We start from the raw sequence: 13,411 nt of genomic DNA, 5'->3' as shown, positions 1-13,411 counted from the left end.
GGCACACCCTAGTGCCCTCCGGCATCCGCCCACCAGGGGCTGAGGCGGCGCGCCGTCAGCGGCAGCAGCCGGCGCCCCCCGAGGTCGAGCAGACGCCGGTCGCGGGCAGCTCGAGCTCGACGTTCGTCGCGGCGCCGAGGTCGCCGCCCAGCCAGGCGGTCACCGAGCGCACCTGCTCGTAGCCGGTCTTCAGCAGGAAGGTGGGGGCGCGGCCGTACGACTTCATGCCGACGATGAAGAAGCCGGGTTCGGGATGCCGGAGCTCGGCGAAACCGTGCGGGGCGACGGTTCCGCACGAGTGCAGGTTGGGGTCGATGAGCGGCGCGAGGCGCGCGGGGGCTTCGACGACCTCGTCGAGCTCGAGGCGGATCTCGCGGAGCATCGCGAGCTCGGGGCGGAACCCGGTCGCATTGACGATGCGGTCGGTGTCGTGGGCTGCCGCCCGGCCGGCGCGGCGGCCGATGAGGCGCGCACCGGCATCCACTCGCCGGACCCGCTCGATCTCGAACCGGTCGACGACGTCGATGTCGCCGCGGCGCACGGCCGCTTCGACGCGGGCGCCGAGGCTCGCGCGGCCCGGCAGCCCGTCGTCGTCGGAGGAGGAGACGCGCACCGCGCTCGCGTTGCGGATGAGCCAGGCGACGCGGGTGCCGGGCGCCTCGCGGGCGAGCTGGACGAGCGCGAGCAGCGTGTTCGCGGCGGAGTGGCCGGCGCCGACGACGGTCGTGTGCCGCCCGGCGAAGCGGGCGCGATCCACGCCCAGCACATCGGGCAGGGCGGGTTCTGCGAGGTCTTCGATCTCGGCCCGGCCGAGCGGTTCGAGGCCGGCCGAACCGAGCGGGTTCGGGCTGCGGTAGGTGCCGGAGGCGTCGATGACGGCGCGGGCCGGGATCTCGTCGAGGCCGTCGGCGGTGCGGATACGCACGAGGAACGGGGTTCGGTCACGGCCTGCGGTGCGGGTGCGGTCCATGCCCTCGCGGGCGACGCCGACGACCTCGGTGCCGGTGCGGATGCGCCCGGCGATCGTGTCGAGGGCGGCGAGCGGGGCGAGGTACCCCTCGCGCAGTTCGGTGCCGGTGGGGGCGCGTTCGGGGCTCGGCACCTGCCAGCCGGCGGCTTCGAGGAGGCGGGTGGATGCCGGGTCGACGAGGTGCTTCCACGGCGAGAACAGCCGGGTGTGGCCCCAGGCGCGCATGCTGTCGGCGATGTCGTCGCCGGCTTCGAGCACGGTGAAGTCGATGCCGCGCTCGACCAGATTCGCGGCGGCGGCGAGCCCGATCGGGCCGGCGCCGATGATGACCACCGGCAGCGTCGCGAGGCGGTCGGACGGCCTGGGGGTGAGTTCGACGAGCGTCATGCTGGCCTCCACGTATTGAAGAACTTCGATGTATGGATCGAATCGCATCTATCGAAGCTTGTCAATATCGAATACCATCGATGCATGAGAACGCTCGAGGTCACCGACGTCGGCGCCGCCTGTTGCGCCCCGCTCCTCCGCGAACCGCTGGGGGCGGCCGACGCCGAGCAGCTCGCCGGCGCCCTGCGTGCCCTCGCCGACCCCACCCGGCTGCGCCTGCTCTCGATCGTCGCCGCCAGCGACGGGCAGGAGGCGTGCGTCTGCGACCTCACCGCACCCGTCGGCCTCAGCCAGCCCACGGTGTCGCACCACCTGAAGATCCTCACCCAGGCCGGCTTCCTCACCCGCTCCAAGCGCGGCACCTGGGCCTACTACGCCCTCGCCCCCGGCGCCCTCGACCGCATCACCGCCTTCCTCGCCACCCCCTGAGCGGTTCCGGCCGGGCGGCCACCCGGGTGAGTGGACAGGAATGCAGGGTGCGGAGGCCCTCGCACCCTGCATTCCTGTCCACTCACCTGCGGGATGAGGGCAGGAACCTCAGCGGGCGGGGGAATCCTGGCGCGCGGCGGGCCGGCGCGGCGCGGGCGCGGCCGGCTGCCCGACTACGGGCCACACGACCAGGAGGTACGCGGCGATCGGGCCGAGGACCAGCGTCAAGACGAACCACGTCCACGCCGACCGATTCCTGGTCCTGGCGAAACCGCCGGCGAGGATCGCCACCGTCAGCCACAGGGCGAAGAGCATTCCGGACATCCAAGGGTCGGGCATGCTGCGAATGCTAGCACCGGGCACACCGCCGCCTCTTCCTCGCCACCCCTGAGCGGCGCCGGCCGCGCGGCCGCCCCGGGTGAGTGGACAGGAATGCAGGGTGCGGAGGCCCTCGCACCCTGCATTCCTGTCCACTCACCTGCGGGGATGAGGGTAGGAGCCTCACCGAGTCGGGGAATCCCGGCGCACGGCGGGCCGGCGCGGAGCGGAGCGAGACAGCGGCGAGCCCGCGCGGGGGCGCCCGGCGCCGGATACGCGAATGGCCCGCACACGGCGGGCCATTCGGCTACTGTCTCAACACAGTTCTCGTTGCGGTGAACGCGATGTGCGCCCGGAGGGATTCGAACCCCCAACCTTCTGATCCGTAGTCAGATGCTCTATCCGTTGAGCTACGGGCGCTGGTATCACCCCTGCGGAATCCGCATCAGGCAACCCCGATACTCTATCCCACCGCGACGCCGGGCGCCAATCGGGGCCGCGCCCCGGCATCCACCGCACAGGCACATGGGCCGCAGCCCGGCATCCACCCCGCGCGGCATCAGCCCTTCACCGCCCCGCCGAGCCCCGCCGAGCGCAGGAACACGCTCTGGAACACGAGGAACAGCGCGATCGGGATGATCGTCGCGATCGCCAGCGCCGCGAGGAACACGTCGAGCTCGGTCTGCGACTGTACGGCCGGCAGCCGTACCGACAGCGGCTGCACCGCAGGGTCGGGCAGCACGAGCATCGGCCACAGGTAGTCCTTCCAGGCGGCGATGATCGCGAACACCGACACGACGCCGAGGATGGGCCGCGACATCGGCAGCACCACCGACCAGAACAGGCGGAACGGCCCGGCGCCGTCGACGCGCGCCGCCTCGAACACCTCCCGCGGCAGATTGTCGAAGAAGCGCCGCACGAGCAGGATGTTGAACGCGTTCGCCGCCATCGGCAACCACACGGCGGCGTAGTTGTTCAGCAGCGAGAAGTCGCGGCCGAAGAACGGCGGGTTCACGATCGTCATATAAAGAGGTACGAGCAGCACGACCGACGGGATGAACAGGGTCGCCAGCACGAGCGCGTTCAGCACCCGCCCGTAGGCCGGTTTCAGCACCGACAGCACGTACCCGCCGGTGGTGGCGACCAGCAACTGGAAGAACCAGGCGCCGGCGGCGATGACGAGCGTGTTCCAGAAGTACTGGTCGATGTGGATGTCGTTCCACGCCTGCGAGAGGTTCGCCCAGTCGATCCCGTTCGGCCAGAGTGCGAACGGCTCCCGCAGCGTGTCCTGCGTCGGGGTGACGGCGGCCTTCGCGAGCCACAGGATCGGCCCGAGGCCGGCGACGACGAGGCCGCCGAGCAGGAAGACGTGCACGAACCCCATGCCCGAGCGGATGCCGGGGCGGCGCCGGTCGAAGTCGCTGACGATGCCGCGGTCGGCGGCCGCATCCTCGGGCCGGGCCCGGCGGGCGCGGCGGGCCGGGCGGGCGGCGGCGCTCATGTCGTGCTCCAACGGTCGGTGAGTTTGAAGTAGGCCCAGCTGAGCAGGGCGAGCACGATCGCGAGCATCACCGACAGGGCGGTCGCCTCGCCGTAGTTGCCGCCGAGCGAGTTCTGGAACGCGTACCGGTAGATGAGCAGCAGCACCGTCACGGTCGCATTGTTCGGGCCGCCGCCGGTGAACAGGAACGGTTCGAGGAACACCTGCGCGGTCGCGATGATCTGCAGGATGAGCATGATGAAGAGGATGCCGCGCAGCTGCGGCAGCGTGACGTGCCACACCTTCTTCCAGATCGAGGCCCCGTCGACCTCGGCGGCGTCGTACAGCTCCGGCGGCACCGCGAGCAGGGCTGCGAGATAGATGATGATGGATCCGCCCGCGGCCGCCCAGGTCGCCTCGAGCACGAGGGAGGGCATGGCGCTCGCCGGCGATTGCAGCCACGGCTGCGGCGGGATGCCGACCCAGCCGAGCACCGTGTTGAAGACGCCGGTGGGGCTCGCGTCGTAGAACACCTTCCACAGCAGCACCGCGACGACCGGCGGCACGACGACCGGCAGGTAGGCGAGCGCCGAGTACAGCCCCTTCATGCGCTTGACCTCGCTCATGAGCACCGCCATGAACAACGGGAGCGGGAAGCCCATGAGCAGGGCGAGGCCGGCGAAGGCGAGCGTGTTCAGCACGGCCTTGCCGAGCAGCGGGTCGGCGAGCACGTTCGCGAAGTTGTCGAGGCCGACGAACTGCGGATCGGTGACGAGGTTCGTCTTCTGCAGGCTCATCACGACGGACTGCACGATCGGCGACCAGCTGAACAGGCTGAAGACGACGAGCATGGGCAGGGCGAACACGAGGTTCGACAGGCCGCCCCCGCGCAGCCAGGTGCGCGGGGTGCGCCTCGGCCGCGGTGCCGGGGTGGATGCCGCGCTCACGGCATCCACCCCCGCCTCCGCCGCCGTTTCGGTGACGGTCGACATGGCTGCTTACTGGTCGAGCAGTGCCTGCGCGTCGGCGTCGGCCTGCGCGAGGAGGGCGTCGATGTCGGCGTTCCGGTCGGTGAGCACGGCCTGCACGACGGGGTCGAGGAGGGCGTAGACCTCCTGCGTCTTGCCCTTCGGCTCGCCGACGGGGGTCTGCTCCCAGATCCGGTCGATGAACGGCGTCATCTGATCGCGGGGCACGTTGATGTACTCCTCGATCCAGACGAGCGACTCCTCGTAGAGCTCCCGGCTCAGCACCGGCAGCAGCGGCGTGCCGACGGCCTGGTCGGAGTCGGCGAGGGTCTTCGCGTCGAGCTTGGCCGCATCCTCGTCGAGGAGCTTCTGCATGTAGTACCAGTCGATCCACTCGACGGCTGCTGCCTTCGTCGCATCGTCGACGCTCGGGCTGATGACGGCGATGTCGCCGCCGCCGAGCGTGCCGGCCTCGTCGCCGTCGAGGGGGATGACGGTGAGGCCGTACTGCTCGGGCTTCATGCCGAAGTCGCGCACGAGGGCCGTGTACACGTCGGAGCCCGAGGTGTACATGCCGAGGTTGCCGGCGGCGAACTCCTGGTTGATGGTGCCCCAGTCGAGGTCGAACTTCGCGCCGAACGCGTTGTCCTCCCAGCGCACGTCGTGCAGGAACTGCAGGGCGGCCTTCGTGCCGTCGTTGTCGAGCGTCGCCTCGTAGCCGCCGTCGCCGTCGTCGGTCTGGATGCTTCCGCCGCGCGCCGCGGTGGCGGCGGTCAGCTGCCAGCCGCCGGTGTTGTTGATCGCCATCTGCGCGTAGCCGGCTTTGCCGGTCTTCTCGGCGATCTGCTTCGCTGCGGCCCGCACCTCGTCCCACGTCTGCGGCGGGTCGTCGGGGTCGAGGCCGGCCTGCTCGAACAGGTCGCGGTTGTAGTGCAGGCCCATCGCGTAGGCCTGGCGCGGGAAGCCGTAGATGCGGCCGTCGGCGTCGGTGACGCCGTCGAGGATGACGGGATTGAAGCTGTCGGTGTAGCCGAGCTCGTCGATCTCATCGGTGACGTCCATGAGCTGGCCGTTCTCGAGGAGCGTCTTCGAGTCGGTGAAGGGCACCGTGAACACGTCGGGCAGGCTGCCGCCGGCCAGCTGCACGGCGAAGGTCGGCCCCTCCCACTCGTATTCGAGCCCGATCACGTCGATGTCGGGGTGATCCTCCTCGAACTGCTTCTCCTGCGCCTCGAAGGCTTCGTAGGCGGCCGCGTCGGCGCCGGGCGGGAAGGTCCCGACCCGCAGTTCGACCTTGCCGGAGGCGTCGGCGCCGGCGGAGCAGCCGGCGAATGCGCCCGCCATCGCGATCGCGGCGATGCCGGCGATCACGGCCTTTCCTGGTGACTTCATCGTCCCGTTCCTTTCGGAGCTGTGTGTGCTGGATGTGCTGGATGTGGTGCGCCGCGACGGGGTCGCGGTCTCGACGGCGGCCTCAGGTGCGAAGCCAGACCGTGGAGTCCGGGGGGAGCATCCCGTGCTCGAGCGGCGAGCTCGACAGCAGGATGCGGGTGTGGGGCGGCAGTTCGACGGGCCGCCCGGAGAGGTTGGAGAGGTTCGTGAAGTGCGGGCCGCGCGTGAAGGCGAGGATGCCGTCGCCGGCATCCGCCCACGCGAAGGCGTCGCGCGCCGCCCGGCCGAGCACGCCGACCCCGCCGACGAGTTCGCGCCGGCGCAGCCGGAGCGCCTGACGGTACAGCCAGAGCATCGACGACGGGTCGGCTTCCTCGGCCTCGACGGTGAGCCCGGCCCAGTCGGCCGGTTGCGGCAGCCACGGCTCACCCTGCCCCGGCCCGAAGTCGAACGGGGGGCGGGTGCCGCGCCAGGGCAGCGGGACCCGGCATCCGTCGCGCCCGGGGTCGACGCCGCCGCTGCGGACGTGCATGGGATCCTGCAGCAGCTCGCGGGGCAGCTCGACTTCGGGCAGGCCGAGCTCATCGCCCTGGTAGAGGTACAGCGAGCCGGGCAGGGCGGCCGACAGCAGGGCGGCGGCCCGGGCACGACGGGTGCCGAGATCCTGATCGGTGGGGGTGCCGAAGCGTTTCGTGCCGAACGCGAAGGCGGAGTCGGCGCGGCCGTAGCGGGTGACCGGTCGGGTCACGTCGTGGTTGGAGAGCACCCAGGTGGCCGGCGCGCCGACGGGGGCGTGTGCGGCGAGCATGAGGTCGATGGATGCCCGGAGCTCGCCGGCATCCCAGGCGCGCGTCATGAAGTCGAAGTTGAACGCGGTGTGCATCTCGTCGGGGCGGAGGTAGGCGGCGAAGCGTTCGGCGTCGGGCAGCCACACCTCGCCGACGAGCACGCGGGTGCCCTCGTATTCGTCGGCGATGCGCCGCCAGGAGCGGTAGATGTCGTGCAGTTCGTCGCGGTCGACGTGGGGGTGCTCGCCGGGGCCGGGGTGCGCGGGCACCTCGGGCAGCGCCGGGTCCTTCACGAGCTGCGCGGCCGAGTCGATGCGGACGCCGGCGACGCCGCGGTCGAACCAGAAGCGCAGGATCTCCTCGTGCTCGCGGCGCACATCGGGGTGGTTCCAGTTGAGGTCGGGCTGTTCGGGCGCGAAGACGTGCAGGTACCAGTCGCCGGGCGTGCCGTCGGGGTTCGTCGTGCGCGTCCAGGTGCCGCCCTGGAACTCGGAGACCCAGTCGGTGGGGGCTTCGTCGCCGTTCGGGCCGCGACCGGGGCGGAACCAGAAGCGTTCGCGTTCGGGGCTGCCGGGGCCTGCGGCCAGCGCCGCCCGGAACCAGGGGTGCCGGTCGCTGACGTGGTTCGGGACGATGTCGACGATGGTGCGGATGCCGAGCTCGGCCGCTTCGGCGATGAGGCGTTCGGCGTCGGCGAGCCGACCGAAGGCGGGGTGGATCGTGCGGTAGTCGGCGACGTCGTAGCCGCCGTCGGCGAAGGGCGAGTCGTACCAGGGGGTGAACCAGAGGGCGTCGACGCCGAGCTCCTTCAGGTACCCGAGGCGGCTGCGCACGCCTTCGAGGTCGCCGGTGCCGTCGCCGTCGGAGTCCGCGAAGGAGCGCACGTACACCTGGTAGATGACGGCGTCGCGCCACCAATCGGCGTCGGACATGGCCGGGTGCGGCGCGGCATCCACGAGCGGGCTGGTCACTGGTGCGGTCTCCTCGGCCTCGCGCGCCGCGTTCGGACCGCGACGTCGTGGGCCTCAAGGTATTGAGTGCAACAGAATGACGCAACTATTCAACAAGCACGCGCAATCTTGCGATTCTTTCGCTGAAGTTGCGTCAGACGCTTGCACACGACCGGCAGGCGAGTGGATGCCCGTGGGCGCCGATCACCCGGGCGGCGGGTGGATGCCCGTGGGCGCCGATCACGCGGCCGGCGCCGGCCCCGAGGAGCCGCGGACCACGAGCTCCGGCGCGAAGAACAGCTCGTCGCCCACCGGCGTCGCGCTCGACATCTGCCGCATCAGCAGCTCGATCACCATCCGCCCCATCGACTCGATCGGCTGGCGGATCGTCGTGAGCGGCGGCTCGGTGCAGTTCATCAGCGCCGAGTCGTCGTAGCCGATGACCGACACGTCGCCGGGCACCGCGAGCCCCGCCCGCCGCGCGGCCCGCACCGCGCCGAGCGCCATCGGGTCGCTCGCCGCGACGATGCCCGTCCCCCCGGCCGCGAGCAGCTTCGCCGCAGCCGTCTGGCCGGACTCCAGCGAGTAGAAGGCGTGCTCGATCCGCTCCGGCCCGAGCTCGACGCCGAGGCCCGCCGCGATCCGCCGGGCCGCCTCGAGCTTGCGCTGCGAGGGGGCGTGGTCGGCCGGGCCGAGCAGCAGCCCGATCCGCTCGTGCCCGAGCTGGGCGAGATGCCCGAGCGCGAGCTCCATCGACACCCCGTCGTCGCAGGTCACGGTCGCGAAGCCGAGCCCGTCGACGGCCGCATTGATGAGCACGGTCGGCAGGCCGAGCTCGCGCAGCCGCTCGTAGTGCGCGTGCGAAGCGCCGCCCTGTGCATACGCGCCGCCGGCGAAGATCACCCCCGAGACCTGCTGGTGCAGCAGCAGCTCGACGTACTCTGCCTCGGCGATGCCGCCGGCCGTCGTGATACACAACACCGGCGTGTAGCCGCGCTGGGCGAGCCCGCCGCCGATGACCTCGGCGAAGGCGGGGAAGATCGGGTTCTGCAGCTCGGGCATGACGAGGCCGACGAGGCGGGCGCGCTCGCCGCGCAGCTTCGTCGGGCGCTCGTAGCCGAGCACGTCGAGGGCGGTCAGCACCGCATCGCGGGTGGATGCCGACACGCCCGGTTTGCCGTTCAGCACCCGACTGACGGTCGCCTCGCTCACGCCGACCTTGCGGGCGACATCGGCCAGACGCTTCGACATGCTGCATATCGTACGGCCTTGCGCAAGAATCCGACAGGCTCGCGCAGCTACGCCGGTCGAGGTGCGAGCGCCAGCGAGCGTACGCCGGTCGAGTAGCGAGCGCCAGCGAGCGCCAGCGAGCGTACGCCGGTCGAGTAGCGAGCGCCAGCGAGCGTATCGAGACCCCCGGCACCGGCTCTCGACACGACCGCGCGCACGCCGGTCGAGTAGCGAGCGCCAGCGAGCGTATCGAGACCCCCGACACCGCATACGCCGGTCGAGTAGCGAGCGCCAGCGAGCGTATCGAGACCCCCGGCACAAGCTCCCGACACGACCGCGGGCGAGCTCCTCGACCACCGGGCCGGGGCACATCCGACCGCACCCCGGCGGTGCCGGATAGCATCCACACATGGGGAAGCTGATCTACAACTCGTCGCCGCGCGAACTCGACATCGACGACCGCACCCTCGCGCACCTCCGCGTCGCGATCCTCGGCAAGCTGCGACGCGGCGAGAGCTTCGCCATGACCTGGGATCACGGGCTCGACCACGGCAGCGGGCGCACCACGCTCTGGCTGCACCCGGCGATCCCGTTGCAGTTCGTGTTCAGCGGCAACCGGCCGCCGCGGCTGAACCGGCTCTGGATCCAGCAGCTGATGCTGCAGGCCAACACCGCCGCCGGTCTGCAGCCCGTGCCCGAACCCGACCACGACGAGCCGTTCGAGGACGGCGAGTAGGACTGTCAACCCCCTCGCGATCCGTGGCCGCTGCGCGTAGCGTTGGCCGTTCTCGAGCGAGAGGAGCACCCATGCCCCGCACCCCGCAATTGAAGGACGAGAAGCTCTACGAGGACCTCCGCGAAGAGGGCGCGTCGAAGGAGAAAGCGGCACGCATCTCGAACGCGGCCGCCGAGCAGGGCCGTAGCGCCGTCGGCCGACGCGGCGGCCGGTCCGGCTCATACGACCGCTGGACCGTGCCCGAGCTGAAGAAGCGCGCGAAGGAACTCGGTGTCACCGGCGTCAGCCACAAGCGCAAGGACGAGATCATCTCGGCGCTGCGCAAGCACTGACCGCGCCCGCGGCATCCGCCGCGCCCCGCGGCATCCGCTGCGCCCCGCGGCATCCGCTGCGCCCCGCGGCATCCGCCGCTTCCTCCCCTGCACCGCCGCCTCCCCTGCACCGCCGCCGCTGCTCCTGCGCCGCCTCCCCTGCGCCGCCGCCTCCTCAGCCATTTCCTGCGCAATGCAGGAACGCGTACGGCGTGTCGCACCCGCCATGCGGCAGGACCGCCCACGACACGATCGCACTCCTGCATTGCGCAGAAGAAAGCGGGTGCGCGAAGCGGGTGGATGCCGGGGCGCGGTGCGACCGGAGTGGATGCCGGGGCGCGGTGCGACCGGAGTGGATGCCGGAGCCCGCTGCTCCCGCATGCACCCCCTGCTTTCCGCACTGTGGTCTGCGCAATGCAGGAACGCGCACGGCGTGTCGCACCCACCCATGCGGCAGGACCGCCCACGACACGATCGCACTCCTGCATTGCGCAGAAGAAAGCGGGTGCGCGAAGCGGGTGGATGCCGGGGCGCGGTGCGCCGAGGGGCGGCCGGGCATGAGAGCGCCGAGGGGCGCCGGGCATGAGAGCGGGGTGCGGCGATCCCCCCGATCCGCCGCACCCCGTATCCCCTTCAGCGTACGACGGGGAATCGGATCGCGCGAGGGGTTGACCCGCGCTCGCACGGCGGAGTAGGTTTGCGAGTTTGCCTCGAGTCCGCATCCGCGTCCGGGGCCGACTCCGGGACCGGGGCCGACTCCGGGGCCGCGGCCGACTCAGGGACCGGGGCCGACGCCGACTCCGCGTCCGGGTCCGACTCCGGAGCCGACTCCGGGGCCGGGGCGCGATCCCGGCCGCCCGCGGCTCACGACTCCCGCACGACCTCGTCGGGCGACTTGTCGCCGCGCAGCCCTCGCCACGACGGCTGCCTGGCCGAACCGGTGCGGGTCCACCCCGAGAACTCGATCTCGCCGACGTGCCGGGGCTCGATCCACACCGCGTCGGAGGCCTCGGCCCGCGGCACCTGGACGAACGGGCTCGACCCGCGCACGAGCGGCTCGAGCAGCCCGCCGAGCCGGTCGAGCTCCCGTTCGCTGAACCCCGTGCCCACGCGCCCGGCGAACTCCAGCCCGTCCGCGCCGGGGATGCCGACGAGCAGCGAGCCGATGCGCCCGGATCGTCCACCGCGACCCGGCCGGTACCCGCCGATGACGACCTCCTGTGTGCGCGTGCGCTTGATCTTCAGCCACTCCCCCGAACGCTGCCCGTCGCGGTACGGCGACGCCGGGTTCTTCGCGACGATGCCCTCGAGGCCGAGCCGGGCCGCCTCCTCGAACGCGGCGCGCGGGCTGCCGCCGGCCTGCTGCGGCACCGCGATCACCCCGTCGGTGCGGGCGACGAGCGCCTCGAGGCGTGCGCGCCGCTCCGTGTACGGCAGCGCCGTCACCTCGGAGCCGGCGATCTCGAGCACGTCGAAGAGGTAGTAGCGCACCGGAACCGTGCGCCGCACCCGCTCGACGTCGCCCGGCCTGGCGAGGTTCATGCGCTGCTGCAGGAGCCCGAAATCGGGGTGCCCCGCGGCATCCACCGCGACGATCTCGCCGTCGACGACGCCGTCGGCGTCGAGCACCTCGGCGAGCGCCGCGAGCTCCGGGTAGGCCGCCGTGACGTCGTTGCCGTTGCGTGTGATCGCGCGCACCCGCCCGCCGGCGAGGCGGGTGAGGGCGCGGATGCCGTCCCACTTGTACTCCAGCGCCCACTCGCGCCCGCGCAGTTCGGCGAGCGTGGCGGCTTTCGCGAGCATCGGCCGGTGCCCGACGGCCGGCACGCGCGTGCCCGCAGTGGATGCCGCAGGGCGCCCGCCCCGGCCGGCGCCGCCCGACGCAGCACCCGCGCCCGCGCCGCTCCGTCGGGGGCTCGCCCCGACACGCCGCCCCGCGGCATCCAAACCCAGCGTGTCGCCCGATTTCCCCGACGCACCGCCGCCGCGGGTCGACCGCGCCGCCCCCGCGCCGGGCTGCTCCTTCGTGCGGTGCAGCAGCCACTGCGGCTTCGCGCCCGCGCTCGTGCGGATCAGCGCGAAGCGGGCGTCGCCGAGCGGCCCCCCGGTGCGGCCGTGCAGGGTGACGATGATCTCGTCGTCGCGCCATTTCTCGGTGTCGTACGTGCCCGAATCCCAGATGTGGACGGTGCCGGCCCCGTACTCGCCCGTCGGGATGGTGCCCTCGAAGGAGCCGTACTCGAGGGGGTGGTCTTCGACCTCGACGGCGAGGTGGTTCTCGGCGGGGTCGGCCGGGATGCCCTTCGGCACCGCCCAGCTCTTCAGCACCCCGTCGCGCTCCAGCCGGAAGTCGTAGTGCAGGCGCCTGGCGTGATGCTCCTGGATGACGAAACCCGGCGCCCCGCCCCCGGCCGCGCCCGGCGACGAGGGCATCGGCTCCGGTGTGACGCCGGCCGTGCGCATCGAGAGGTACGGCGCGAGCGGCCCCGCACCGGCCGAGACGGCGGCGAGCGGATCGCCCCGGGCATCCACCCGCGAAAGCACCTCGCCGAACTCGAGATGCCTGAGCTTCGGCGAGGCGAGTTCGCGCCAGGTGCGCGGCGCGGCGACCGTCGGCCGCAGCCGCCCCCGCAGCGAGTACGGGGCGATCGTCGTCTTCTTCGCGTTGTTCTGGCTCCAGTCGATGAACACGCGGCCGGCGCGGATCGCCCGGATCATCTTCGACACGATGAGCTCGGGATGGTCGGCCTCGAGGGCGCGGGCGAGCTCCTTGGCGACCTCCGAGACGTGCGCGCTCGTCCACGAGCCGTCGAGCCGTGCGTACAGGTGGATGCCCTTGCTGCCGCTCGTGACCGGCACCGGGTCCAGCCCCATCCCGTCGAGGATCGGCCGGGCCAGGCGCGCGACCTCCGCGCATTCGGCGAGCCCCATCCCCTCCCCCGGGTCGAGGTCGAGCACGAGCCGGTCCGGGGTGCCGGGCTCGCCGTCCGGCCCGAACCGCCACTGCGGAACGTGCAGTTCGAGCGCCGCCTGCTGCGCCAGCCACACGAGCGTCGCCCGATCGCCGGCGACCGGGTACGTCTTCGGCCCGTCCGAGTGGTGGATCACGCCGCGCCGCACCCACTCCGGCGCCGACGCCTCGATCGCCTTCTCGAAGAACGGCTGCTGGGGCTCGTCCGCCGTGCCGACGCCGTGCACCCAGCGCTTCTGCGTCACCGGCCGGCCGGCGACGTGCGGCAGCATCACGGCGGCGATCTCCGCGTAGTAGGAGATCACCTCCCCCTTGGTCGTTCCCGTCTCGGGGTACATCACCTTGTCGAGGTTCGTCAGCCTGAGGTGCCGGCCGTCGACGTCGACGAGGCGCGGGCCCCCCTGCACCGCCGCCATACCCTCATCTTGCCGTGCGGGGGTGGATGCCGCGAGCACCGCTCGGCGCGGGCGGCGCCGAGTGC

Annotated in this window: 11 protein-coding genes and 1 tRNA gene; 3 read left to right on the top strand and 9 right to left on the bottom strand. The window is 72.0% G+C overall.

Annotated elements, in window-relative coordinates; translation table 11 throughout:
* Nucleotides 1–55 precede the first annotated feature (55 nt).
* Nucleotides 56–1,357 carry an FAD-dependent oxidoreductase gene (locus G127AT_RS09495; protein WP_210896318.1) on the bottom strand — a complete coding sequence of 434 codons (1,302 nt, stop codon included), beginning with the start codon at nt 1,355–1,357 and terminating at the stop codon, nt 56–58.
* Nucleotides 1,358–1,441: 84 nt separating this feature from the next.
* Between G127AT_RS09495 and G127AT_RS09490 the strand changes: the two genes are divergently transcribed.
* Nucleotides 1,442–1,786: an ArsR/SmtB family transcription factor gene (locus tag G127AT_RS09490; protein ID WP_210896316.1), complete on the top strand. Its 345-nt coding sequence runs from the start codon at nt 1,442–1,444 to the stop codon at nt 1,784–1,786.
* A gap of 108 nt (nt 1,787–1,894) precedes the next feature.
* On the opposite strand, the gene G127AT_RS09485 is transcribed toward G127AT_RS09490, so the two are convergent.
* From G127AT_RS09485 to G127AT_RS09455, 7 genes are all read right to left on the bottom strand, one after another.
* Entirely contained in the window at nt 1,895–2,125 is a 231-nt protein-coding gene (locus tag G127AT_RS09485) for a hypothetical protein (protein WP_210902235.1), read from the bottom strand.
* 326 nt (nt 2,126–2,451) lie between these two features.
* Nucleotides 2,452–2,524, bottom strand: a tRNA-Arg gene (locus G127AT_RS09480).
* 139 nt (nt 2,525–2,663) lie between these two features.
* Nucleotides 2,664–3,605 (bottom strand): carbohydrate ABC transporter permease, encoded by a 942-nt coding sequence (locus G127AT_RS09475; RefSeq protein WP_210896314.1) that lies wholly within the window; start codon nt 3,603–3,605, stop codon nt 2,664–2,666.
* Nucleotides 3,602–4,576: a carbohydrate ABC transporter permease gene (locus G127AT_RS09470; protein ID WP_210896312.1), complete on the bottom strand. Its 975-nt coding sequence runs from the start codon at nt 4,574–4,576 to the stop codon at nt 3,602–3,604. Before G127AT_RS09470 ends, G127AT_RS09475 begins: the two co-directional genes overlap by 4 nt.
* Before the next feature lie 6 nt (nt 4,577–4,582).
* Nucleotides 4,583–5,944: an ABC transporter substrate-binding protein gene (locus G127AT_RS09465; RefSeq protein WP_210896311.1), complete on the bottom strand. Its 1,362-nt coding sequence runs from the start codon at nt 5,942–5,944 to the stop codon at nt 4,583–4,585.
* 82 nt (nt 5,945–6,026) lie between these two features.
* Nucleotides 6,027–7,664: a glycoside hydrolase family 13 protein gene (locus G127AT_RS09460; RefSeq protein WP_210902018.1), complete on the bottom strand. Its 1,638-nt coding sequence runs from the start codon at nt 7,662–7,664 to the stop codon at nt 6,027–6,029.
* A gap of 258 nt (nt 7,665–7,922) precedes the next feature.
* A complete protein-coding gene (locus tag G127AT_RS09455) occupies nt 7,923–8,933 on the bottom strand; it encodes a LacI family DNA-binding transcriptional regulator (protein WP_210896309.1) in 1,011 nt (336 codons plus the stop codon).
* A gap of 388 nt (nt 8,934–9,321) precedes the next feature.
* On the opposite strand from G127AT_RS09455, the gene G127AT_RS09450 reads away from it, so the two are divergent.
* Both G127AT_RS09450 and G127AT_RS09445 read left to right on the top strand, forming a co-directional pair.
* Nucleotides 9,322–9,648, top strand: a complete 327-nt coding sequence (locus G127AT_RS09450) for a DUF7882 family protein (protein ID WP_210896307.1) — start codon at nt 9,322–9,324, stop codon at nt 9,646–9,648.
* Nucleotides 9,649–9,719: 71 nt separating this feature from the next.
* Complete coding sequence (locus G127AT_RS09445; protein WP_210896305.1) at nt 9,720–9,980, top strand: DUF7218 family protein; 261 nt, start codon at nt 9,720–9,722, stop codon at nt 9,978–9,980.
* A gap of 843 nt (nt 9,981–10,823) precedes the next feature.
* On the opposite strand, the gene G127AT_RS09440 is transcribed toward G127AT_RS09445, so the two are convergent.
* Nucleotides 10,824–13,346 carry an ATP-dependent DNA ligase gene (locus G127AT_RS09440; RefSeq protein ID WP_210896303.1) on the bottom strand — a complete coding sequence of 841 codons (2,523 nt, stop codon included), beginning with the start codon at nt 13,344–13,346 and terminating at the stop codon, nt 10,824–10,826.
* Nucleotides 13,347–13,411: the final 65 nt, after the last annotated feature.

Source organism: Agromyces archimandritae, assembly GCF_018024495.1.
GTDB lineage: Bacteria > Actinomycetota > Actinomycetes > Actinomycetales > Microbacteriaceae > Agromyces > Agromyces archimandritae.
Note: the sequence above shows the minus strand (reverse complement) of the source record. Positions and strands in the feature narration are given on the sequence as shown.

Excerpts from the sequence above, each read along its gene's own strand:
- G127AT_RS09495 (WP_210896318.1), bottom strand. The coding sequence starts at position 1,357 with ATGACGCTCGTCGAACTCACCCCCAGGCCGTCCGACCGCCTCGCGACG.
- G127AT_RS09450 (WP_210896307.1), top strand. The coding sequence starts at position 9,322 with ATGGGGAAGCTGATCTACAACTCGTCGCCGCGCGAACTCGACATCGAC.
- G127AT_RS09475 (WP_210896314.1), bottom strand. The coding sequence starts at position 3,605 with ATGAGCGCCGCCGCCCGCCCGGCCCGCCGCGCCCGCCGGGCCCGGCCC.
- G127AT_RS09440 (WP_210896303.1), bottom strand. The coding sequence starts at position 13,346 with ATGGCGGCGGTGCAGGGGGGCCCGCGCCTCGTCGACGTCGACGGCCGG.
- G127AT_RS09485 (WP_210902235.1), bottom strand. The coding sequence starts at position 2,125 with ATGCCCGACCCTTGGATGTCCGGAATGCTCTTCGCCCTGTGGCTGACG.
- G127AT_RS09455 (WP_210896309.1), bottom strand. The coding sequence starts at position 8,933 with ATGTCGAAGCGTCTGGCCGATGTCGCCCGCAAGGTCGGCGTGAGCGAG.
- G127AT_RS09460 (WP_210902018.1), bottom strand. The coding sequence starts at position 7,664 with ATGTCCGACGCCGATTGGTGGCGCGACGCCGTCATCTACCAGGTGTAC.
- G127AT_RS09445 (WP_210896305.1), top strand. The coding sequence starts at position 9,720 with ATGCCCCGCACCCCGCAATTGAAGGACGAGAAGCTCTACGAGGACCTC.
- G127AT_RS09490 (WP_210896316.1), top strand. The coding sequence starts at position 1,442 with ATGAGAACGCTCGAGGTCACCGACGTCGGCGCCGCCTGTTGCGCCCCG.
- G127AT_RS09470 (WP_210896312.1), bottom strand. The coding sequence starts at position 4,576 with ATGTCGACCGTCACCGAAACGGCGGCGGAGGCGGGGGTGGATGCCGTG.
- G127AT_RS09465 (WP_210896311.1), bottom strand. The coding sequence starts at position 5,944 with ATGAAGTCACCAGGAAAGGCCGTGATCGCCGGCATCGCCGCGATCGCG.